At 63.6% G+C, this 22,049-nt stretch carries 20 protein-coding genes and 1 tRNA gene; 16 read left to right on the top strand and 5 right to left on the bottom strand.

Annotated features, from left to right (window positions below):
• Positions 1-82: 82 nt before the first annotated feature.
• From ACE04A_RS09445 to pssA, 4 genes are all read left to right on the top strand, one after another.
• Positions 83-1,798 (top strand): acetolactate synthase 3 catalytic subunit, encoded by a 1,716-nt coding sequence (locus tag ACE04A_RS09445; protein ID WP_259252061.1) that lies wholly within the window; start codon positions 83-85, stop codon positions 1,796-1,798.
• Positions 1,799-1,808: 10 nt separating this feature from the next.
• A complete protein-coding gene (ilvN, locus tag ACE04A_RS09440; RefSeq protein WP_006223608.1) occupies positions 1,809-2,300 on the top strand; it encodes an acetolactate synthase small subunit in 492 nt (163 codons plus the stop codon).
• A 76-nt stretch (positions 2,301-2,376) separates the two neighbouring features.
• Positions 2,377-3,393, top strand: coding sequence for a ketol-acid reductoisomerase (gene ilvC, locus ACE04A_RS09435; protein ID WP_046807014.1), 1,017 nt, complete (start codon positions 2,377-2,379; stop codon positions 3,391-3,393).
• 166 nt (positions 3,394-3,559) lie between these two features.
• Positions 3,560-4,333, top strand: a complete 774-nt coding sequence (gene pssA / locus ACE04A_RS09430) for a CDP-diacylglycerol--serine O-phosphatidyltransferase (protein ID WP_050447173.1) — start codon at positions 3,560-3,562, stop codon at positions 4,331-4,333.
• Between the two features lie 83 nt (positions 4,334-4,416).
• Here the strand turns inward: pssA and ACE04A_RS09425 are convergent, their stop codons facing one another.
• On the bottom strand, positions 4,417-4,935 hold the full coding sequence (locus tag ACE04A_RS09425; protein ID WP_279994940.1) for a hypothetical protein: 519 nt from the start codon (positions 4,933-4,935) through the stop codon (positions 4,417-4,419).
• Between the two features lie 316 nt (positions 4,936-5,251).
• Between ACE04A_RS09425 and rpsO the strand changes: the two genes are divergently transcribed.
• From rpsO to ACE04A_RS09395, 6 genes are all read left to right on the top strand, one after another.
• Complete coding sequence (rpsO, locus tag ACE04A_RS09420; protein ID WP_006223612.1) at positions 5,252-5,521, top strand: 30S ribosomal protein S15; 270 nt, start codon at positions 5,252-5,254, stop codon at positions 5,519-5,521.
• A 94-nt stretch (positions 5,522-5,615) separates the two neighbouring features.
• Positions 5,616-7,778, top strand: a complete 2,163-nt coding sequence (gene pnp / locus ACE04A_RS09415; RefSeq protein ID WP_279994941.1) for a polyribonucleotide nucleotidyltransferase — start codon at positions 5,616-5,618, stop codon at positions 7,776-7,778.
• 115 nt (positions 7,779-7,893) lie between these two features.
• Complete coding sequence (locus ACE04A_RS09410) at positions 7,894-8,619, top strand: hypothetical protein (protein WP_448718620.1); 726 nt, start codon at positions 7,894-7,896, stop codon at positions 8,617-8,619.
• A 15-nt stretch (positions 8,620-8,634) separates the two neighbouring features.
• Positions 8,635-9,852, top strand: coding sequence for a threonine ammonia-lyase (locus tag ACE04A_RS09405; RefSeq protein WP_448718619.1), 1,218 nt, complete (start codon positions 8,635-8,637; stop codon positions 9,850-9,852).
• Positions 9,853-10,337: 485 nt separating this feature from the next.
• On the top strand, positions 10,338-10,760 hold the full coding sequence (locus tag ACE04A_RS09400; protein WP_100852791.1) for a tripartite tricarboxylate transporter TctB family protein: 423 nt from the start codon (positions 10,338-10,340) through the stop codon (positions 10,758-10,760).
• A gap of 9 nt (positions 10,761-10,769) precedes the next feature.
• Complete coding sequence (locus ACE04A_RS09395; RefSeq protein WP_259252038.1) at positions 10,770-12,275, top strand: tripartite tricarboxylate transporter permease; 1,506 nt, start codon at positions 10,770-10,772, stop codon at positions 12,273-12,275.
• 146 nt (positions 12,276-12,421) lie between these two features.
• Here ACE04A_RS09395 and ACE04A_RS09390 read toward each other — a convergent pair whose 3' ends face one another.
• The 3 genes from ACE04A_RS09390 to ACE04A_RS09380 form a co-directional block, all read right to left on the bottom strand.
• The gene (locus tag ACE04A_RS09390; RefSeq protein ID WP_448718695.1) at positions 12,422-12,970 is read right to left on the bottom strand and encodes a PIN domain-containing protein; all 549 of its coding nucleotides are present in this window, start codon (positions 12,968-12,970) and stop codon (positions 12,422-12,424) included.
• Between the two features lie 489 nt (positions 12,971-13,459).
• A complete protein-coding gene (locus tag ACE04A_RS09385; protein ID WP_485820063.1) occupies positions 13,460-14,995 on the bottom strand; it encodes a tetratricopeptide repeat protein in 1,536 nt (511 codons plus the stop codon).
• A 118-nt stretch (positions 14,996-15,113) separates the two neighbouring features.
• Positions 15,114-15,983, bottom strand: a complete 870-nt coding sequence (locus ACE04A_RS09380) for an RDD family protein (protein WP_448718617.1) — start codon at positions 15,981-15,983, stop codon at positions 15,114-15,116.
• Between ACE04A_RS09380 and ACE04A_RS09375 the strand changes: the two genes are divergently transcribed.
• The 5 genes from ACE04A_RS09375 to ACE04A_RS09355 all read left to right on the top strand — a co-directional run bounded on the left by ACE04A_RS09375 (position 15,967) and on the right by ACE04A_RS09355 (position 20,732).
• Positions 15,967-16,296 carry a hypothetical protein gene (locus ACE04A_RS09375; protein ID WP_448718616.1) on the top strand — a complete coding sequence of 110 codons (330 nt, stop codon included), beginning with the start codon at positions 15,967-15,969 and terminating at the stop codon, positions 16,294-16,296. The genes ACE04A_RS09380 and ACE04A_RS09375 overlap by 17 nt on opposite strands.
• A 145-nt stretch (positions 16,297-16,441) precedes the next feature.
• Positions 16,442-17,302 (top strand): LysR family transcriptional regulator, encoded by an 861-nt coding sequence (locus ACE04A_RS09370; protein WP_448718615.1) that lies wholly within the window; start codon positions 16,442-16,444, stop codon positions 17,300-17,302.
• A gap of 193 nt (positions 17,303-17,495) precedes the next feature.
• On the top strand, positions 17,496-18,704 hold the full coding sequence (locus tag ACE04A_RS09365; RefSeq protein WP_448718614.1) for a CaiB/BaiF CoA transferase family protein: 1,209 nt from the start codon (positions 17,496-17,498) through the stop codon (positions 18,702-18,704).
• Between the two features lie 74 nt (positions 18,705-18,778).
• Positions 18,779-19,738 (top strand): Bug family tripartite tricarboxylate transporter substrate binding protein, encoded by a 960-nt coding sequence (locus ACE04A_RS09360; RefSeq protein WP_438859120.1) that lies wholly within the window; start codon positions 18,779-18,781, stop codon positions 19,736-19,738.
• Between the two features lie 67 nt (positions 19,739-19,805).
• Entirely contained in the window at positions 19,806-20,732 is a 927-nt protein-coding gene (locus tag ACE04A_RS09355; protein WP_259252655.1) for a hydroxymethylglutaryl-CoA lyase, read from the top strand.
• Positions 20,733-20,792: 60 nt separating this feature from the next.
• On the opposite strand, the gene ACE04A_RS09350 is transcribed toward ACE04A_RS09355, so the two are convergent.
• Positions 20,793-20,880: transfer RNA gene (locus ACE04A_RS09350), tRNA-Ser, on the bottom strand.
• 142 nt (positions 20,881-21,022) lie between these two features.
• On the opposite strand from ACE04A_RS09350, the gene ACE04A_RS09345 reads away from it, so the two are divergent.
• A complete protein-coding gene (locus ACE04A_RS09345; RefSeq protein ID WP_448718613.1) occupies positions 21,023-22,000 on the top strand; it encodes an NAD(P)H-quinone oxidoreductase in 978 nt (325 codons plus the stop codon).
• The last annotated feature ends 49 nt before the right edge of the window (positions 22,001-22,049 follow it).

The following is a 22,049-nucleotide window of genomic DNA, read 5'->3' as shown; positions in this document are numbered from 1 at the left end:
GTAGCCGGTATGGGTTCCGTTGCCGCCGTATCCGGGCGAGCAGCAGTCAGGGTTGCAGGGCCGGTACTGAAAGGAAATAAACATGGAAATGAATGGCGCCGATATCGTCGTGCGCTGCCTGGCCGATGAGGGCGTGGAACACGTTTTCGGCTACCCCGGCGGCGCAGTGCTTTACATCTACGACGCGATCTTCAAGCAAGACAAATTTCAGCATATCCTGGTTCGTCACGAGCAAGCCGCCGTGCACGCCGCCGATGCCTATTCGCGCTCGTCGCAAAAGGTTGGCGTCTGCCTCGTGACCAGCGGCCCGGGCGTGACCAATGCCGTCACCGGCATCGCCACCGCCTATATGGATTCCATCCCCATGGTCATCATCAGCGGGCAAGTGCCCACTGCGGCCATCGGCGAAGATGCGTTCCAGGAATGCGACACCGTCGGCATCACGCGCCCCTGCGTCAAGCACAACTTCCTGGTGCGTGACGTCAAGGACCTGGCCGAAACCATGCGCCGCGCGTTCTACATCGCGCGCACGGGCCGCCCCGGCCCGGTGCTGGTCGATATCCCCAAGGACATCACCGTCGCGCAGTGCAAGTACACGCCGCCCAAGGGCGAGATCTCGATGCGTTCCTATGCGCCCGTCAACAAGGGCCACCAGGGGCAAATCAAGAAAGCCGTGCAGATGCTGCTGGCCGCCGAGCGGCCAATGATCTACACCGGCGGCGGGGTCATCCTGTCGAACGCCGCGCCCGAGTTGAACAAGCTGGTGTCGCAACTGGGCGCGCCGTGCACCAGCACCCTGATGGGTCTGGGCGGCTACCCGGCCAGCAGCGGCCAGTTCGTGGGCATGCCCGGCATGCACGGCACCTACGAAGCCAATATGGCGATGCAGCACTGTGACGTGCTGCTAGCCATTGGCGCTCGTTTCGATGACCGCGTGATCGGCAACCCGAAGCACTTCGCGCAGAACGCCCGCAAGATCATCCATATCGATATCGATCCGTCGTCGATCTCCAAGCGCGTGCGCGTGGACGTCCCGATCGTCGGCAACGTCAAGGATGTGCTGGCCGACCTGTCCGCCCAATTCGAAGTGGCGGCCGCCGAGCACAAGCCCGCGTCCATCACCAAGTGGTGGGACCAGGTCGAGACCTGGCGCGGCAAGGAATGCCTGAAGTTCGCCAACTCGGACGAAGTCATCAAGCCGCAGTACGTGGTGGAAAAGCTCTGGGAAGTGACGGGCGGCGACGCCTTCGTCACGTCCGACGTGGGCCAACACCAGATGTGGGCGGCCCAGTACTACAAGTTCGACAAGCCGCGCCGCTGGATCAACTCCGGCGGCCTGGGCACCATGGGTGTGGGGCTGCCGTACGCCATGGGCGTGCAGATGGCCAACCCTGGGCACGACGTCGCCGTTATCACCGGCGAAGCGTCGATCCAGATGAACATCCAGGAACTGTCGACCTGCCATCAATACCGCCTGACGCCCAAGATCGTCTGCCTGAACAACCGTTTCCTGGGCATGGTCCGGCAATGGCAGCAGATCGATTACGGCTCGCGCTATTCCGAGTCCTACATGGATTCGCTGCCCGACTTCGTCAAGGTGGCCGAGGCCTATGGCCACGTGGGTCTGCGCATCGAGCGTCCGGCGGATGTCGAACCTGCGCTGCGCGAAGCCTTTGGCAAGCACAAGGAACGCCTGGTCTTTCTGGACTTCATCACCGACCGCACTGAAAACGTGTGGCCGATGGTCAAGGCCGGCCGTGGGCTGACCGAAATGCTGCTTGGCTCTGAAGACCTGTAAGGAGGCCACCATGAAGCACGTGATTTCCGTCCTCCTCGAAAACGAACCCGGCGCGCTGTCGCGCGTGGTGGGTCTGTTTTCCGCGCGGGGCTACAACATTGAAACCCTGACCGTGGCGCCCACCGAGGATTCCACGCTGTCGCGCATGACCATCGTGACGACGGGTTCCGATGAAGTCATCGAACAGATCACCAAGCACCTGAACCGCCTGGTGGATGTCGTTAAAGTGGTGGACCTGACCGAAGGCGCCCACATCGAGCGCGAGCTGATGCTCGTGAAGGTGCGCGCAGTTGGCAAGGAACGCGAAGAGATGAAGCGCATGGCGGATATTTTCCGCGGCCGCATCATCGACGTGACCGACAAGTCCTACACCATCGAATTGACCGGGGTGCAGGAAAAAGTACAGGCCTTCCTGGAAGCCCTGGACCGCAGTGCCATCCTTGAAACCGTACGCACCGGCGTGTCCGGCATCGGACGCGGTGAACGGATTTTGAAGATTTGACCGGCCTTCCAGGCCACGCCACACCCTACATCTGAATTAATCGAATATCCAAAATACTGGAATCTGGAGCACAACCATGAAAGTTTTCTACGACAAAGACTGCGATCTGTCCCTCATCAAAGGCAAGACCGTTGCCATCATCGGCTACGGTTCGCAAGGCCACGCGCACGCGCAGAACCTGCATGAATCGGGCGTGAAGGTTATCGTCGGCCTGCGCAAGGACGGCGCTTCGTGGAACAAGGCGGCCAACGCCGGCCTGGAAGTCAAGGAAGTGGCTGATGCCGTGAAGGCCGCCGACATCGTCATGATGTTGCTGCCCGACGAGAACATCGCCTCGGTCTACAACAAGGAAGTGCACGGCAACATCAAGGCCGGCGCTGCCCTGGCTTTCGCCCACGGCTTCAACGTCCACTACGGCCAGGTCGTGCCGCGTGAAGACATCGACGTCATCATGATCGCCCCGAAGGCCCCCGGCCACACGGTGCGCAACACGTACAAGCAAGGTGGCGGCGTGCCCCACCTGGTGGCCGTGTACCAGGACAAGTCGGGCGCCGCGCGTGACGTGGCCCTGTCGTACGCCAGCGCCAACGGCGGTGGCCGTGCCGGCATCATCGAAACCAACTTCCGCGAAGAAACCGAAACCGACCTGTTCGGCGAACAAGCCGTGCTGTGCGGCGGTACCGTCGAACTGATCAAGGCCGGTTTCGACACGCTGGTGGAAGCCGGCTACGCGCCCGAAATGGCGTACTTCGAATGCCTGCACGAACTGAAGCTGATCGTTGACCTGATCTATGAAGGCGGCATCGCCAACATGAACTACTCGATTTCGAACAACGCCGAATTCGGCGAGTACGAAACGGGCCCGAAGATCGTCACCGACGAAACCCGCAAGGCCATGCGCCAGTGCCTGACGGACATCCAGACCGGCGAATACGCCAAGAAGTTCATCCTGGAAAACACCGCCGGCGCCCCGACGCTGACCTCGCGCCGCCGCATCAACGCGGAATCGCAGATCGAGCAAGTGGGTGGCAAGCTGCGCGCCATGATGCCCTGGATCGCCGCCAACAAGCTGGTGGACAAGTCCAAGAACTGATCGACGCCCGGCGCGGGCTGGCCCCGCGCCCCGTCCGACAAGACGGCATGCCTCCAAAGGGCATGCCGTTTTTTATTGCCTTTTCCTCAGGCATGGCACTTGCTCTGTCCCGCAAGCGGGGCCATATGAGTTAACCTTTCACAGTCCGTTGTAAGTTATTGAGACTATGCCCAATTTTTCCATGCGCGATTCCGAGAACCGCCACCGAAGCATCTACTTGCTGCCCAACGCATTCACCACCGCTGCGCTGTTCGCGGGGTTCTATGCCGTTGTGCAGGCAATGAATGATCGCTTCGAAGTTGCCGCCATCGCCATTTTCGTGGCCATGGTGCTGGATGGCATGGATGGCCGGGTGGCTCGCCTGACCAACACGCAGTCGGCATTCGGTGAGCAATATGACTCTTTGTCCGACATGACGTCGTTCGGCGTGGCGCCCGCGCTGGTCATGTACGAATGGATCTTGAACGATTTGGGCCGCTGGGGTTGGCTGGCCGCCTTTGTCTATGTGGCAGGCGCCGCGTTGCGGCTGGCGCGGTTCAATACCAATATCGCTGTCGTCGACAAACGTTATTTCCAGGGCTTGCCCAGTCCGGCCGCCGCCGCGCTGGTGGCGGGTTTTGTCTGGCTGGCTGTGGACAACAAGCTTCCCATCCACGACAGCTTGATGGCTTGGGTGGCGTTCACGCTGACCATGTACGCGGGCATCACCATGGTGTCCAACGCCCCGTTCTTCAGCGGCAAGAGTTTTGCGCTGGGCCGTAGCGTGCCGTTCTGGGGCATCTTGCTGGTGGTGGCCGTATTCGTATTCGTGTCCAGCGACCCCCCGGTTGTGCTGTTCGGGCTGTTCGTGCTGTATGGCTTGTCGGGTTGGGTCATGTGGGGCTGGCGCTGGAACAAGGCGCGCCGCCTGACGCAAGAGCGCCGCAGCCACTCGTCCTGATCCGCTGATCGCTGCTTTTCAACGCGCAGCCATTAAAAAAACCCGCCAAGCGATTGCTGGCGGGTTTTTTGTTGATGGCGGGTTCAGCGCCACATGAATCTGTCGTCGTCGTACATGGGGTCGGGGCCGGGGTGGAAGTGCGTCACCTTGCTGCCGTCGCGGCTCATGTAGACGTACATCAGGGAATTCCACACGCCGTTTTCCTTGTACCGGTACGACCACACGACTTCGCGCTTTTCGCCCAGGCCCGTTTGATCGATTTGGGCGGGCGGCCCGAATTCGCAGCGTACGCGCTCCGGTCCCCAGTCGCCGGTTTCCAGCACTTTGAAGTGCGCGTCCGTCAGCAGGGGCAGCACCTGGCCCACGCGGCCGTCGGTGCCGACGTTGGTGCCCCAGGCGTATTGGCCCATGGGCTGTTGCGTCCAGATGACGCGGCGCCCGCCACCGGCTTGGGGGCATTCGAAGTTGGGCTGGCCGAATTGGGTAAGCACTTCCCCGTAGGGAGTACCGGGCGGGATCTGAGTCATGTTGGCGCAAGCCGCCAAGCTGGCGATCGCCAGGGTCGCCAGGGCCGCGCGCGCGGGCCTGAAATATTTAGACATGTGTTTGCTCCTCAAGGGCGCCGGTCGGGCGCTGCAGGCCGGTACCGGCCCCCAAAACCACCTGTGGGGTAATTCTAGCGAATCAGCTATAATCGCCGAGCTTTATCAAGTGTATTGATTTTGCAAGATGCTTTGCGCCGGCAGTCCGGCTGCAGGGTGACCCCCAACCCAGAGCAATCCGTGTGTGGTGGGCCATTCTGGCAGCTATTGAAGCAGCAGTGAGAAAGCAAAAACGCTTATCGCCGGAATTCACGCAAATTTTTTCCCAACCACGTCAGGGCACCTCGGCCCTGTCGCATGTCCGAAGAGGTCATCAATGTCTGTAGCTGACATCAAGAAATCCGATATCGTTGCGCAATTCCAACGCGCTCAAGGCGATACCGGCTCCCCCGAAGTTCAGGTGGCTCTGCTCACCGCCCGTATCAACGAACTGACCGGTCACTTCAAAGAACACATGAAGGACCATCACTCGCGCCGCGGTCTGCTGCGTATGGTCAGCCGTCGCCGCAAGCTGCTCGACTATCTCAAGGGCCGCAATCCCGATTCGTACCGCGCTCTGATCGAAAAACTCGGTCTGCGCAAGTGATCGACGGGGCTGGTTCCCCATGACGCAATAACCGTGGTCGGTGCGACGTATTGTCGCAGCGGCCACGGTTTTTCATTTGTAAGGAATAATCGTCATGTTCAACAAAGTGACAAAATCGTTCCAGTACGGCCAGCACACGGTCGTCCTGGAAACTGGCGAGATCGCTCGCCAGGCCTCCGGCGCCGTTGTGGTGTCGATCGAGGACACCGTTGTCCTGGCCACCGTTGTGGCTTCCAAGAAGGCCAAGCCGGGTCAGACGTTTTTCCCGCTGACCGTCGACTACATCGAGAAGACCTACGCCGCCGGCCGTATTCCGGGTGGGTTCTTCAAGCGTGAAGGCAAGCCCTCCGAAAAGGAAACGCTGACCTCGCGCCTGATCGATCGTCCGCTGCGTCCGCTGTTCCCGGAAGACTTCTACAACGAAGTCCAGGTCGTCATCCACACGCTGTCGGTCAATCCCGAGATTGATCCGGACATGGCCGCCATGATCGGCGCCTCGGCCGCGCTGGCCATTTCGGGCATCCCGTTCAACGGCCCGATCGGCGCCGCGCGCGTGGGCTACATCGACGGCCAATACGTCCTGAACCCGACCGCATCGCAACTGAAGTCGTCCAAGCTGGACCTGGTGGTTGCCGGTACGGAAAACGCCGTGCTGATGGTGGAATCGGAAGCCCAACAGCTTTCCGAAGAAATCATGCTGGGCGGTGTGGTTTACGGCCACGAGCAGATGCAGGCCGTCATCAACACCATTCACGAATTGGTCAAGGACGCTGGCAAGCCCGAATGGGACTGGCAAGCTCCGGCCAAGGACGAAGCCCTGATCGCCGCCGTGACCGCGGCTGCCCAGGAAGGCCTGAACGCCGCCTACCAGATCCGCGACAAGCAAGCCCGCACCGCCAAGCTGCGCGAAGTGTCGGCCGACGTGTCGGCCAAGCTGGCTGCCGCCGCTGCTGAAAAGGGCGAGTCCGCGCCTGATGCCGTGACCGTCGACAACATCATGTTCTCGCTGGAATCGGCCATCGTTCGCGGTCAGATCCTGAACGGCGAACCGCGTATCGACGGTCGCGACACCCGCACCGTTCGTCCCATCAGCGTGCGTCTGGGCGTGCTGCCCCGCGCACACGGCAGCGCGCTGTTCACCCGTGGTGAAACGCAAGCGCTGGTCGTGGCCACGCTGGGCACCAAGCAAGACGAGCAGATCATCGACGCGCTCATGGGTGAATACCGCGACCGCTTCATGATGCACTACAACATGCCTCCGTTCGCCACCGGCGAAACGGGCCGCATCGGTGTGCCCAAGCGCCGCGAAATCGGCCACGGCCGTCTGGCCAAGCGCTCGCTGATTCCGCTGCTGCCGGCGCCGGAAGACTTCCAGTACACGATCCGTATCGTGTCGGAAATCACCGAGTCCAACGGCTCGTCGTCGATGGCTTCGGTCTGCGGCGGCTCGCTGGCCATGATGGACGCCGGCGTGCCGGTCAAGGATCACGTGGCCGGTGTGGCCATGGGCCTGATCCTGGACGGTGGCAAGTTCGCCGTGCTGACCGACATTCTGGGTGACGAAGATCACCTGGGCGACATGGACTTCAAGGTTGCGGGCACCGAAAACGGCGTCACCGCACTGCAGATGGACATCAAGATCCAGGGCATCACCAAGGAAATCATGCAAGTGGCGCTGGCTCAAGCCCGCGAAGGCCGCCTGCACATCCTGACCAAGATGAAGGAAGCGCTGGACGGCTCGCGTGGCGAGCTCTCGGCTTTTGCCCCGCGCATGCTGACCATCAAGATCAACCCCGAGAAGATCCGCGACGTGATCGGCAAGGGCGGCGCCACCATCCGCGCGCTGACCGAAGAAACCGGCACGCAGATCGACATCTCCGACGACGGCACGATCGTGATCGCCAGCGTCGACGAAGCGCAGGCCAAAGAAGCCCAGCGCCGCATCGTCGAACTGACGGCCGATGTCGAAGTGGGTCAGATGTACGAAGGTTCGGTCCTGCGTCTGCTGGACTTCGGCGCCATCGTGCAAGTGCTGCCGGGCCGTGACGGCCTGCTGCACATCTCGGAAATCGCCAACTACCGCATCGCGAACATCAACGATGTGCTGAAGGTCGGCCAGCAAGTCCGCGTCAAGGTCATCGAGGCCGACGACAAGGGCCGCCTGCGCCTGTCCATCAAGGCAATCGGTGGCATCGAAGCGCAGCAACCCGCTGCCGCTCCCGACGCTGCCCCCCAATCGGAACCGCAAGCTGAATAAGCTTGCTGCCTGATTGAACGAAGAACGGCGCCGCAAGGCGCCGTTTTTTTTGGGGTCAAGCCGCCTTTCCTGTAAAGTCTTGCGCCAGACGGAGGGAAAATCGGATGATCCAAGCATGACAGGCTGGGCGGCGGGCGCCACCGCCGTGGCGTTGCTTGCCGCGCTGCTGACCGGCTGTATGAGCAGCCCCGGTCCGGGCCAGCGCGGCCCCAAAGGCGAAGCCATGTCCGCCGACCAGTTCGGCCAGACCGATTTCAACCGCACGGTCACGCTTGAAGTGCGCGACAACCTGGACAGCCTGTATTCGTTGCTGGACAAGCTCTACCGGCGCAACCCCCGTGAATGGCGCAAGACCGGCGCGGCGGACCACAAGGCGGCCGTCAACCGCGTCAAGCACGCCATCGAAGTCCGCGTCCCTCCCGGCGACCTGGCCGGCCTGCGAGACATCCAGATCCTGGCCGTGTCGCTGGACCCGAACTACTCCGGCGACCGCGTCGGCGCCTTTATCTACGGCATGGCCGACACCATCATCGCGGCACACAACGGCAAGACCCGCCTGTACGCCACCGACGCGCTGGATGGTCAGCGGGTCTACAATGCCGCACGGAATGTCGAGGCCGCCGCCTGGCTGCTGGCGTCGCGCCGCAACAATCAGGGCGAACTGCTTTTGCTGGCCAATGAAATGTCTCCCACCGCCACGAACCTGAGCTTCGAGCGCGAGTTCGGCGCCATCATCGGCCGGCTGGACCTGATCGCCAACCTGCTTGGCGAAAATTCGCGCCGCATCGGCATCAACTATGCGCAGGGTCTCCTGCTATTCAATTTTCTGCCTGTGCGCTAACAGGATCTTCCCATCGTGATCGATATCGTTTCCATCCAGACCGCCCGCGACAACCTGCGCGGCCAGGTGCTGAAGACCCCCTTTACCCTGTCGCGCACGCTGTCCGACATCTTCGGCGCCGAGATCTGGCTGAAGTTCGAGAACCTGCAGTTCACGGCGTCCTTCAAGGAACGCGGCGCCCTGAACCGCATGTTGACCCTGACGGCCGAAGAGCGGGCCAAGGGCGTGATCGCGGTGTCTGCCGGCAATCACGCGCAGGGCGTGGCCTACCATGCCCAGCGCATGGGCGTGCCCGCCGTGATCGTGATGCCGCGCTTCACACCCACGGTCAAGGTGGCCAACACCCGCCGCTTCGGCGCCGAAGTGGTGCTGGCCGGTGATTCCTTTGACGACGCCAAGGCGCACGGCTACGAACTTGCCCAGGCGCGCGGCCTGATCATGATCCATCCCTACGATGACGAAGCCGTCATTTCGGGGCAGGGCACCGTGGCGCTGGAAATGCTGGAAGACCAGCCGCAGTTGGACACGCTGGTGATCGCCATTGGTGGCGGCGGCTTGATTTCCGGGATGGCCACCGCGGCCAAGGCCTTGAATCCCGGCATCGAGATCGTGGGCGTGCAGACGGAACGCTTTCCGTCCATGTACGCGGCCGTCAAGGGCGTGGCCATGCCGCAGGGGCAATACACCATCGCGGAAGGCATTGCGGTGAAGTCGCCCGGCGCGCTGACGCAGCCCATCGTCGCCAAGCTGGTCGACCACATTGAGCTGGTCAGCGAAAGCGACATCGAGCACGCCATTGTCGTGTTGCTGGAAATTGAGAAGACCGTGGTCGAGGGCGCCAGCGCCGCCGGGCTGGCGGCCTTGCTGCGCGCGCAGGAAGCGGGCAGCGACCGGTTCAAGGGCAAGCGCATCGGCCTGGTGCTGACCGGCGGCAACATCGACCCGCTGATGCTGGGCGAACTGATCGAACGCGGCATGGTGCGCGCCGGCCGCCTGGCCCGCATCCGCGTGGACCTGCGCGACCTGCCCGGCGCCCTGGCGCATGCCACCAAGCTCATCGCCGACGCCCAGGCCAACATCACCGAAGTGCATCACCAGCGCGCCTTCACGTCGCTGCCGGTGCGCAACGTTGAAGTGGACTTCGTGCTGCAAACGCGCGGGCCGGAACACATTCTTGAAGTGATCGATGTGCTGAACGCCGCGGGCTTCGCGGCCAGCAATCACGACCATTGACCTGGGCGGCTCAAGCCGCATTGCAGTTAACCACATTGACCCCGGACGCCCGCACTTTGCGGGCGTTTTTGCTTGCGTCCGCCCCGTTCAGACGGAAGCCGTTGCAAAAAAAATGCGTGGCGTCGACAAGGCTGAAAATTTTTATTTGCCACCCACGGAACTTTTTTCAAGATCGAAAACACCCCCGTGCCGCCTGGCTTGAAAGCGAATTGAAGGTATTCCGAAAGCCGTCCTTCCCGTCAACGGCGAAAAATCTGTCCAATATCTGGACTAGGGATATCCCCGAAAAAGTTATGGTTCATACGGATATTCGATATGTCGTCATGCGATTTAGCATCTCCAACTTCGCTTTTTTGCCAACGGCTTGCCAAGGGTGGGAAGGCGTAGAGATAAGGGCGCGCCACTTTTTCCAGCGATGTTCCGGCGCGTCAGACTAGGGAGACTGCAGCTTGATAAGAAACAGACAGGACTTTTGGTCCGGAGCCATGTTTATTGCTTTAGGGGGGGCCTTCTCGGTACAGGCCACCGAATATTCCATGGGAAGCGCCGCCCGCATGGGACCGGGATATTTCCCGTTCTGGCTGGGCATCGTGCTGGCGCTGATGGGCGCGGTCGTGCTGATCAGCGCACTGGCCAAGAAGGCCGACACCACCACCATCAGCCGCTACGATTTCCGCATCCTCTTCCTGGTGGTCGGATCCGTGGTGTTCTACGGGTTCGCGCTGCGGTACCTGGGGCTGTACATCTCGGTATTCCTGCTGGTTCTCATCAGCAGCCTCGCCAGCCATGAATTCAATTGGAAAGTCGCCGTCGCCAACGGCCTGTTCCTCGTGGCGTTCTCCTACCTTGCGTTCATACGGGGCCTGGGTTTGATCTTCCCGCTGTGGCCCAGCGCATTCGGCAACTAGGAGACAACAATGGAACTTCTACAAAACCTGATGCTGGGTTTCTCGGTGGCATTCACGCCGGAAAACCTCAGCTATGCATTCCTGGGCTGCCTGCTGGGCACGCTGGTCGGCGTCTTGCCGGGGTTGGGGCCTGTTCCCACCATCGCCATGCTGCTTCCCATCACGTATGTGTTGCCGCCCACGGCCGGCCTGATCATGCTGGCCGGCATTTACTACGGCACCCAGTACGGCGGTTCCACCACGGCCATTCTGGTGAATTTGCCGGGTGAGACGTCCGCGGTGGTGACTGTGCTGGACGGCCACCAGATGGCGCGTAACGGCAGAGCGGGCGCCGCGCTGTCCCTTGCCGCCATCGGGTCATTTTTCGCGGGTAGCGTCGCCACCGTGCTGATCGCGGCATTTGCGCCGCCCCTGGCGGAAGTGGCGTTCGCATTCGGCCCGGCCGAGTACTTTTCACTGATGGCACTGGGCTTGATCGGCGCGGTCGTGCTGGCGTCGGGCTCGTTGCCCAAGGCCATCTGCATGATCTTGCTGGGCCTGCTCTTGGGCATGGTGGGCACCGACGTCAATTCCGGGGTCGCCCGCTACGACTTCAGCATTCCGGAATTGCAGGACGGTATCGATTTCGCGATTGTGGCGATGGGTGTGTTCGGCCTGTCGGAAATCATGGCCAACCTGGAGCAGAAAGAGAACCGCGTCGAAATCACCGACAAGGTGGGCTCGCTGTATCCCAGCCGCCAGGAATTCCGCGAAGCGGCGCCCGCCATCGTGCGGGGCACCGCCCTGGGTTCGGCACTGGGCATTTTGCCGGGCGGCGGTTCGGTGTTGTCGGCGTTTGCCTCGTACACGCTTGAGAAAAAGCTGTCGAAAGAGCCCGAACGTTTCGGCAAGGGCCACCCCGCCGGTCTGGCGGGGCCGGAGTCGGCCAACAATGCCGGCGCACAAACCTCGTTCATTCCCTTGTTGACGCTGGGTATTCCTGGCAACGCGGTGATGGCGCTGATGGTCGGGGCAATGACCATCCACAACATCCAGCCCGGCCCGCAAGTGATGACCAGCCACCCCGAACTCTTCTGGGGCCTGATCGCCTCGATGTGGATCGGCAACCTGATGCTGGTGATCCTGAACCTGCCGCTGATCGGCATCTGGGTGAAATTGCTGCGCGTACCCTACCGCATGCTGTTCCCGGCCATTCTCGTGTTCTGCACGATCGGGGTGTATTCACTGAACTACAACGTGTTCGACATCTTCATGTTCGCCATCTTCGGCATCATCGGGTATGTCTGGAGCAAGTTGGGTTGCGAGGGCGCGCCGCTGTTGCTGGGCCTGGTGCTGGGTCCGATGATGGAAGAAAACTTCCGTCGGGCGCTATTGCTGTCGCGCGGTGAATTCAGCACGTTCGTCACGCGCCCGCTGTCGGCGACGCTGTTGGCCCTGGCCGCCATCCTGCTGGTGCTGGTGATGCTGCCGGCCCTGCGCAAGAAACGTGAGGAAACGTTCGTCGAGGTCGACTGACCACGGGGAACAAGATTGGCTCCGGGCCTGGTGCGGCGCAAGCTGCCCGGGCCCGCTTTTTTTGAGTCTGCCTTGCTGACACGTCCCGAATTTTCGTCCGGCGAACTCGACGCTCAGGATGCTGTCAGATTGCTTTCAGCTTTCTTTCAGGCTGTCTCGCGCGCCACCAGGCTCTTCAAGCCATACAAGCGTTCACGATGCAAGATGGTGGACAACGGCAGCGGCTCGCGGTCCAACGCGACGTAGTCGGCCGGAATCTGCGCCACCGCCTCGCGCATGCGTGCCGGGTCGGCCTGCCACCATTGCACCAGCATGCGGTCCGGGTTGTAGACGTCCAGCCCCTGGCGGCGCAATTCCGAACGGTTGAAATCCTTCAGGTTCCAGGTCAGCACCTGCACCACGGGCGGCTGCTGCAAGCCACAGCGCGCACGCCGCGCCAACCCGGCCGCAATCACGTGGAAGTCCTTCGGGTCGCTATAGCGCAACGACGCTTCGTACACCTGCGTGTCGACCTCGTTGGCCTGGGGAAAGCTTGCGTTCATCTCGGCCCAGAAATCGGCCAACACCTCGGGCGGAATATCCCAGATGCGCGCCGCGTTGCGCCGCCATTCCTCACCGATGCGTTCGGTCCAGACGGGCATGAATACGCCAGCCTCGGCCAGGCGCAACAACAGCCGGCGCAGGATGCCGGACATCAGGACGCAGGCGTCCAGGACGATGAAGGGGGCGGGGGCGGAAGGAGCGTTCAAGTGTGGTCGTCCGGCCAAGCGCAATCGCCTGGCCTGTGCAAGCTGCGGGCGCAGCAGGTGGTGCCCGAGACCGGAATCGAACCGGTACGGCCTTGCGGCCGAGGGATTTTCTTACCACTTCGGCTTTCGCCGCCAGCGCGGGTGCGCTGTTCGTGGTCTGGAGCACGCCTTCACCATAGCCTTGCGGCCGTAGGTGCCCGCCGTCTGCTCTCTACACCTTCCCCGGCTTTTCAGTCGGGGCTTGGCTCGGCGTTGGCTCGGAACAGGTCCAGGGCGTTCGCCGAGTTTGACGGGCTACACCTTTGGAGTTTCCCCCAAAGGGCTCAAATTTTTTAAGTCCCTTGTGTCTACCAATTTCACCACTCGGGCAATGCGCGACGCTTTGCAGGGGTCGGCAGCGGGCGTGACTATAACATCCCGCTGCCCGCGCCCCGGCTACTTGCGGCCGAACAGTCGGCCAAGAAAGCCGGCGGGTTTGGCGGCGGCCGCTTCCGCTTCCAGCGCGTTCTTCATCGACAGCTCTTGAAAATAGGGTTTGCCGTTTTGCTGGTAGGACGCGGACGCCTGGCGGTAGGCCACGGCCGATTCGGCGTGACGCTTCATCTGGCCGAAGATCCTGCCACGCGCGAACAGCGCCCAACTGCGATAGTCCGGGTCCAGCGCAAGCAGGCGGTCGCAGGCCGCCAGCCCTTCGTCATGGCGCTTGGCGGCGATCAGTGCGTTGATGCGTTCGGCATGCAGGGGGCCGCTGTCTGACCAGCGTTCCAGGGTGGTGTCGGCATAGGCCACGGCCTCGTCGGCGCGGTCCAGGTGCGTCAGCGCTTCAATGCGGACGCGGCGCCATTTCAGCCAGTCCGGGTCCAGTGAAATCGCCACTTCCGCCAGGGGCAACGCTTCGTCGTGGCGTTCCAGGTAGTTCAGCATGTCGGCGGCGTTGCCGGGCAGGAAATCGTCGCCGGGCGCAAGTTCATAGCCTTTCAGGTAGTACGCCAGCGCGGCTTCCCAGTTGCGCTGGTCGCGCTGGGCGTTACCCGCCACGAACAGCAACTGGGCGTCGCCGCTATCAAGCGGGTCCAGGCCTAGCAGGGCCTGTTCGGCCAATTCGGGTTTGCCGCCGCGCACGTATTCGCGGGCTTGTTCCTTGCGGCCTTCCCAGCCGTTGTCGGACAGCGCGTCCAGATGGCGCCACAGGGGCACGGCTTCGTCCGCGCGGCCCAGCCGGTGTAGCGAGCGCGCCTTGCCTTCCAGCGGCCAGTCCCAGTCGGGTTCGCGTCGCAGCAGGCTGGTCCATTCTTCCACCGCGTCGGCGTCGCGGCCCATGGCTTGCAGGCAGGACGCGCGGTTGTGCTGGATGGCGTTCTCTTCGCCCAGGATGGCGCGGGCGCGGTCGAACATGGCGATGGCGTTGTTCAAATCGCCCAGGCGGCGGTAATTGTTGCCGGCGTCGTACAGAAAGCCGCCATTGTTGGGCGCCAGGGCGACGGCGCGCTGGTGGTAGGGCAGGGCGTCCGCGTAGCGGCCGGCGTTGTGCAGGTTTGAGCCGATATAGCAATGGGGCGCCGCGGCGGCCGAGCGGATCTGAGAGGCTCGCGTCCAACTGGCGATGGCGTCATCCAGCCGGCGATCGTTGATCAGCAGGTAGGCTTCAGCCATCAGCAAGCCGTAGTGGGAGGGGGCGCGTTGGCGGGCGTCGCGCACGGCGCGCCAAGCTTCCTGTTCGTCGCCTTCGTCGTAGCGCACCACGGCCTGCACGGCAATGGCGTCGCTGCATTGCGGGTCCAGCGCCAGGGCGCGGGCCACGTCGGCGTCACGCAGGGCGTAGGCCTTGCGTTGGGCGTGGCAGCGGGCGCGCAAGCCCCAGACGGTGGCTGAACCAGGCTGTTCGCGCACGGCCTGTTCGCATAGCGACAGCATTTTTGGCAGGTCGCTGCCGTCTTCGGCGCGTTGGATGGCTTCGATCAAGGCGGACATGCGTAGGGTTCCGTCGTGGGGTTATGTCGCGGGGGTTATGTCGCGGGGGTTCTGCCGCGGGGTTCTGTCGCGGGGCTCTGTCGTTTTACAGGGCAGCTTGTGACCAAGGCCGGGCGGCTTAGCGCGCGAAGGCGCTGGCGTCGTGGCGGCAAGAGTAGGTGCGGTCGCTGGCGGGGATGTCGTCGCTGCCGCATTCCCAGCGCCGCACGCCGCCGCCTTTGCGTTCGGCGCGCAGTTCCGGCACGTAGACCAGATGCTTGCCCGCCAGGCTGGGGGTGCCGTCGGTGCTGGGCGTGCCGGCAATCGTGAAGCGCAAGACGCCGTTGACCGGATTCATCTCCACCTTGGAAAAGCCGCTGTCTTGCATCGACTGCGCGCTGATGCCCAGCTCGTCCAGGCTGGATGGAAATTTCTGCGTGCGCCGATAGTGGTTTTCCGCCAGCCGGCGCACGGGGTCGGAGACCAGGTCCAGGCGGTTGATGTCGGCATGCAGCGGGTTGTCGCTGTTGCTATCGCCGGTGGCGTTGATGCCAATGACGATGCCCACCACGACCAGCGCCAGAATGCCGAACACGGCGAACAGGAACTTGCCCGCGCCGGTGACCGAGGGAGCCCGGGCGACGGCTGCGTGCATTGCGCGCGGGTTTGCATCGCGCGTGACCACGTGCGTGCCCGCCAAGGCATTGTGCATGGCGCGTTCGCCAAAGATCATCTGCTGCAAATGGTGGAACAGGCCGGGCAGCAGCATGTTCACCGTGTACTTCATGGTATGGCGCCATAGCGAGCGAAGCAGGCCCGGAGCCTGGCCCTTGCGATTGACCACCCGCTGCTTCAACACACGCTTGCCCGGCGAACCGTTACCCCACGCGTCCATGAAAGCGGGCAGGAACCAGCCGATCAAGCCGGCGGCAAAGGCGATCAAGAAGGGCGGTTTGTTGCCCGTCAGGCCTTCGTAGGTCAGTTGGGCGGCCATGATCAAGACGATCATCCCCACCGCCATGACGATGGCGTCGATGGCGCTTGCGCCCAGCCGGGCCCAGATGCTGGGAAACACCTGCGCATTGTTATGCGCGGACTGGGCAGGGGCCTTGGACGCGGGGGCTTTTGATGGTTTGGTTTTTTGTTTGCCGGGCGCAGGCGCGGCGGGGACGGGCAAGGGCGCCTGGCAACTGAAGCATTGCGTATTGGAGGCGGGGTTTTGCCAATTGCAGCGGGGGCATTGCATGGAAACGGGAATCCTGGTGATGCCGGGGCCGTACAACCACGACCGGAGCGCGGATGATACTCAAGTCTTGCGCTAGGGAAAACCCGGGTCACCGCGCCCACGAACAACGCGGGACACTCTCGGCCATGAAGCCTGCCCAAGCACCATCAAACGCATCCAGTCCGCCAAGCGCCTCCGGCCCATCAAGCCACGTCCGCGACATTGATCCCATATCGCTGCGCTTGTTCTTATCCGCCCTGGAAGAAGGCAGCCTGGCGCGGGCCGCCGCGCGCGAGAACATCGTGCCGTCGGCGGTCAGCAAGCGCATGTCGGAAATGGAGGAAGCGTTTGGCGTGCCGCTGCTGGAGCGCGGCGTCAAGGGCGTGCAGGCCACCCCGGCCGGCAACGCGCTGGCCACGCACGTGCGGCGGCTGTTGCAGGACCTGGAACACATGCACCGCGAGATGGCGGGCTTTGCGACGGGCGTGCGGGGGCGCGTGCGCCTGGCGGTCAGCGTGGCGGCGTTGTCGGGCGACTTGCCCGCGCGGATTCAATCGTTTCGCCGGGCGCACCCCGAGATCGACATCCTGCTGCAGGAAGACACAACGCAAGCCGCCTTTCGCGCCGTGCTGGAAGGGCAGGCGGACGTGGCGGCGGGGTCGGACTTCGGGCATGACGGCTTGCAGGTGTTTCCGTACGGGCATTGCGAGCTGGCCGCCGTGGTGCCGGGTCAGCATGTGCTGGCCCAGCGCGAAACGCTGGACTACGCGCAACTGCTGCCTTTCGAGCAGATCGAACTGAACCGTGACAACGGCATCAGCAGCGTGTTCGAGCGAACCGCCCAGGCGATAGGCGTGACGCGGCGCATCAGCGCGCGCGTCAGCGGGCACGAAACGATCTGCACGCTGGTTGCGCGCGGCATGGGCGTGGCGGTGGTGCCGTTATATCTGAAGGCGCGGCAGGCCCACTTGGATATCCGCTTCATCCCGCTGACGGGGCCGTGGTCCAGCACGCCCTTGTGCATCGCCGTGCGGGACCCGGATGCACTGGCGCCCGCCGCGCGAACCTTGCTGGCGCATCTGGGCGTGCTGCCCTCGGGCTGAAGGCGAGCAGGCCCGGGCCTAACTGCTTAGGGGCAGACCTGATCAGGGGCCTACCTACTGATGGGCCTACCAGCTTAGGGGCTTACCCGGATGTTCCCAAACGAGAATGCCCCGGTGATGAAAGACCGCTACCCGTGATGCGCCGACGCCCGCGATCATGCTTGCATCTTCACCGGCCAACAAGGACATCCCGATGAGCGCAGCACCGCCTTCACCCTTCATGGACAACGCTGAACTGCCGTTGCGCGGCATCAAGGTGCTGGAACTGTCACACATGATCATGGGGCCGGCCGCGGGCTTGTCGCTGGCCGACCTGGGCGCCGACGTCATCAAGGTGGAACCGATAGACGGCGACCGCACACGCCGGCTGAAAGGTTCGGGCAGCGGCTACTTTCCAGTGTTCAACCGCAACAAGCAAAGCCTGGCGATTGATCTGAAATCGACCCAAGGCCAGCAGCTGGTGCGCCAGTTGGCGCTGCAAACCGACATGGTGGTGGAGAACTTCCGCGACGGCAGCCTGGCGCAGTATGGGCTGGACTATGAATCGCTGTCGGCCGAGAACCCCAGGCTGATCTACGTGTCGCTCAAGGGTTTTTTGTCGGGGCCTTACAAGCACCGGACGGCGCTGGATGAAGTGGTGCAGATGATGGGCGGCCTGGCCTATATCAACGGCGGCGCCGACACGCCGCAGCGCGTGGCCGCGTCGGTCAACGACATCCTGGGCGGCACGTTTGGCGTGGTGGGCGCCTTGGCCGCGCTGCACGATCGCCACGTCACGGGGCGCGGCCGCCACGTGCGGTCCGGCCTGTTCGAAAACAACCTGTTGCTGGTCGCGCAGTTCATCGCGCAATTCCAGTTGACCGGCACCGCGCCCAAGCCCATGGGCGCCGAGCGCAAACCGCCATGGGGCGTGTACGACGTATTCGAAACCGCCGATGGCCGCGTGTTCGTGGCGGTGGTGGGCGACGCGCAATGGCGCAACTTCGCGCAAAAATTCCTGCCGCCCGAATGGGCCGCCGACCCGCGCCTGGCCACGGCGGTCGACCGCGAAGCCGCGCGCTCCTGGCTGGTGCCTGGCGTGGCCGAGATACTGAAATCCTGGAACACGGCCGACCTGTGCGCTGCGCTGGAGGCGGCCAACCTGTCTTACGGCCCGATTCGCCAGCCCCACGACTTGCTGGATGACGCCCATCTGAACGCCGGCGGCGCGTTGCTGAAGACGCGGCTGCCCGACGGCGGCGAGATCGCGGCCGCGGCGCTGCCGCTTGAATTCGACGGCCGCAAGGCCGGCAAGCGCATGGACCCGCCCGACCAAGGCGCCCACACGCACGCCATCTTGCAGGGGCTGGGGCTGGATGCCGCGCGCATCGACGCCCTGCGCGCCGCGGGAGTGATTGCATGACCGGGCCATAGCGCCCGGAACCTCTGTCGAGGCGGCGTCAGACCGCCAAGACATCCATCAAAGAAGGAGACAACATGATCCGCAAACTCGCCGCGCTGGCTGTACTGGCCGTCGCCTGCACCGCCCAGGCCCAGGACTATCCCAGCAAGCCGATCCGCATCATCATCCCGTCCACCCCGGGCGGGGGCACCGACTACATCGGCCGCCTGATGAGCACCAAGCTGCACGAACTGAACGGCTGGACGGTCGTGCCCGAAAACAAGCCCGGCGCGGGCACGGCACTGGGCCTGGCCGAGGCGGCACGCGCGCCCGCGCAGGGCTATGACCTGGTGATCGGCCAATCGGACAACGTCACGCTGATTCCGCTGCTGATGAAAGTGGCCTATGACCCTGTCCAGGACCTGACGCCGGTGGCGCTGGTGGCCACCACCCCGATGGTGCTGCTGGTGTCGGACGCGTCGCCCTACAAGACGCTGCCCGAAGTGATCGAAGCCGCCAAGAAAGCGCCGAACCAGATTTCATACGGCACCTCGGGAACCGGAGGCGGCGTGCACATCGCCATGGAAATGCTGCAGCACGAAGCCGGCTTCAAGATGCAGCACGTACCCTACAAGGGCTCGGCGCCGGCGCTGGCGGACCTGATGGGTGGCCATCTACAGTTTGCGGGATCATCGATCTCGTCGGCGGCTTCGTTGATCAAATCGGGCAAGGTGCGCGCGCTGGCGGTGACCTCGCCTAAGCGCAATGCCGCGTTGCCCGACGTGCCCACGGTTGCCGAGCTTGGCTACAAGGATTTCAGCGTGGTGACCTACTACGGTGTGCTGGCGCCCTCCAAGACGCCCAAGGACATCGTCCAGCGGCTGAACGCCGACTTCAATAAACTGCTGGCCAAGAAAGACGTGCGTGATGCGCTGGCCGCGCAAGGCCTGGAAGCGGATCCCGTTTCCAGCGCGCAATTCGCCTCGCTGATCCAGGCGGACATCGGCAAGGCCAAGCAGACGATCAAGAGCGCGGGCATTGTGGTCCAGCAATGATCGTGCAGCAGCATCGGCAGCGGCAGCGATAACGGAGCGCCATATGAACCAGCATATGAACCAGCATATGAACCAGGAAGTCAGGATTTGCGAAGTGGGTCCGCGCGATGGGCTGCAGATGGCGCGGGGCATGATGCCCACCGCCGACAAATTGCGGTGGATCGGCCAACTGGCGGCGGCGGGCCTGCGTGAAATCGAAGTGGGCAGCTTCGTGTCGCCCCGGCTGGTGCCGCAGATGGCCGATACGGGCAGCGTGCTGCCCGAGGCGCTAGGAATCGACGGGCTGACCGTCTGCGCGCTGGCATGCAACCTGAAAGGCGCCATCGCCGCTTATGAAGCCGGCGCGCACGTCGTGGCGTTTCCCATTTCGGTCAGCGACACGCACAGCCGCGCCAACGTGGGCAAGGGCACGGATGCGCAGGTGGAGATGATGGCGTCCATCGTGGATTGGGTGCGCGCGCAGCCGCGCCCCATGCGGATCGACGCGGCGGTGGCCACGGCGTTTGGCTGCTCGCTGGAAGGCCCCGTGCCCGTTCACCGGGTGGCCGACGTGGCCGCCGCCGTGGCGCGCACGGGCGTCGATGAAATCGCGCTGGCCGACACGGTGGGCTACGCGCACCCCGAGCAAGTGCGCCAGGTCGTGCGCGCCACGCAGGACGCGGTGGGCGCTCGGCTGACCAAACTGCACCTGCACGACACGATGGGGCTGGGGCTGGCCAATGCGCTGGCGGGGCTGGACGAAGGCATCCGCGCGTTCGACTCCTGCCTGGGCGGCCTGGGCGGTTGCCCGTTCGCGCCGGGGGCGTCCGGCAACATCGTCACGGAAGACCTGGTGTTCATGCTGGAAAGCATGGGCTACCGCACGGGCGTCGATTTACCCCGTCTCTTGTCCGCGCGCGCATTGCTGGCCGACGCCCTGCCGCAGGAAGCGCTGCGCAGCGGCGTGGCGGCAGCAGGCATTCCGAAGACATTTCGGGCCGGTCTGCGGGGGTAACGGGGGGGTATGGAGGGACGCAGCCGCGCCGCAAGGGCGTGTCGGCTGCCATCGAGGGTCTGGCGGAAGCGGTGAGATTCGAACTCACGAACGGTTGCCCGTTGCCGGTTTTCAAGACCGGTGCAATCGACCACTCTGCCACGCTTCCGGGTGATGCTGTGCCGCGGGTCAGGCTGCGGCGTTACGGCGGTTGGGCGATTCGGCCGTCAGGCAAACATTCTGCCAAAACCAAAACGCGAGATGCCGTAAAGGGCGCAATAATAATCTATTTGCTGCAAAGGAGGCACGCGATGCATGCTGTAGAAATCTCCCGCCCCGGCGGCCCTGAGGTTCTGGTCCCCGTAGAACGTCCCACGCCCGAGCCCGGCGCGGGTGAAGTCCTGATCAAAGTCAGCGCCGCGGGCATCAACCGCCCCGACGTGTTCCAGCGCAAGGGCAACTACGCACCGCCGCGCGGCGTGTCCGATCTGCCGGGCCTGGAAGTGGCCGGCGAAATCGTCGGCGGTGACGTGGCTGACAGCGGCTTTGCCGTCGGCGACAAGGTCTGCGCCCTGGTTGCGGGCGGCGGTTACGCCGAGTACTGCGTTGCTCCCGTCGCGCAATGCCTGCCCATCCCCAAGGGGCTGTCCGATATTGAAGCGGCTGGTTTGCCTGAAACCTATTTCACGGTCTGGAGCAACGTGTTCGATCGCGGTCGCCTGTCCGAAGGCGAGATCCTGCTGGTGCACGGCGGCGCAAGCGGCATCGGCACCACGGCGATCCAACTGGCGCGCGCGATGGGCAACAAGGTCTATGCCACGGTCGGCAGCGACGACCGGGCCCGCGCCGTTGAAGCGTTGGGCGCGGAAAAGGGCATCAACTACAAGACCCAGGATTTCGTGAAGGAAGTCATGGAAGCGACCGACGGGCGCGGCGTGGACGTCATCCTGGACATGGTGGCCGGCGACTACATCGCGCGCGACATGCAATGCCTGGCAGATGACGGCCGCATCGTCATCATTGCCCAGCTGGGCGGTTCGCGCGCCGATGTGGACACTTCCCAGGTCATGCGCCGCCGCCTGACCATCACGGGGTCCACCTTGCGTCCCCGTCCGGTCGCCTTCAAGGGCGCCATCGCCCGCGCGCTGCGCGAGCAAGCCTGGCCCTTGCTGGAAAAAGGGGCCATCAAGCCGATCGTGCACGCCACCTTCCCGCTGGCCGAGGCCTCCAAGGCCCACGCCATGATGGAAGGCGGTGAAAACATCGGCAAAATCATCCTGACGATGTAAGAATCGCGCGGCGTTCGGCGTATCGCCGCGCAACAGGATACAATCTCGG

Source organism: Achromobacter colocynthidis (genome assembly GCF_057334535.1).
Note: the sequence above shows the minus strand (reverse complement) of the source record. Positions and strands in the feature narration are given on the sequence as shown.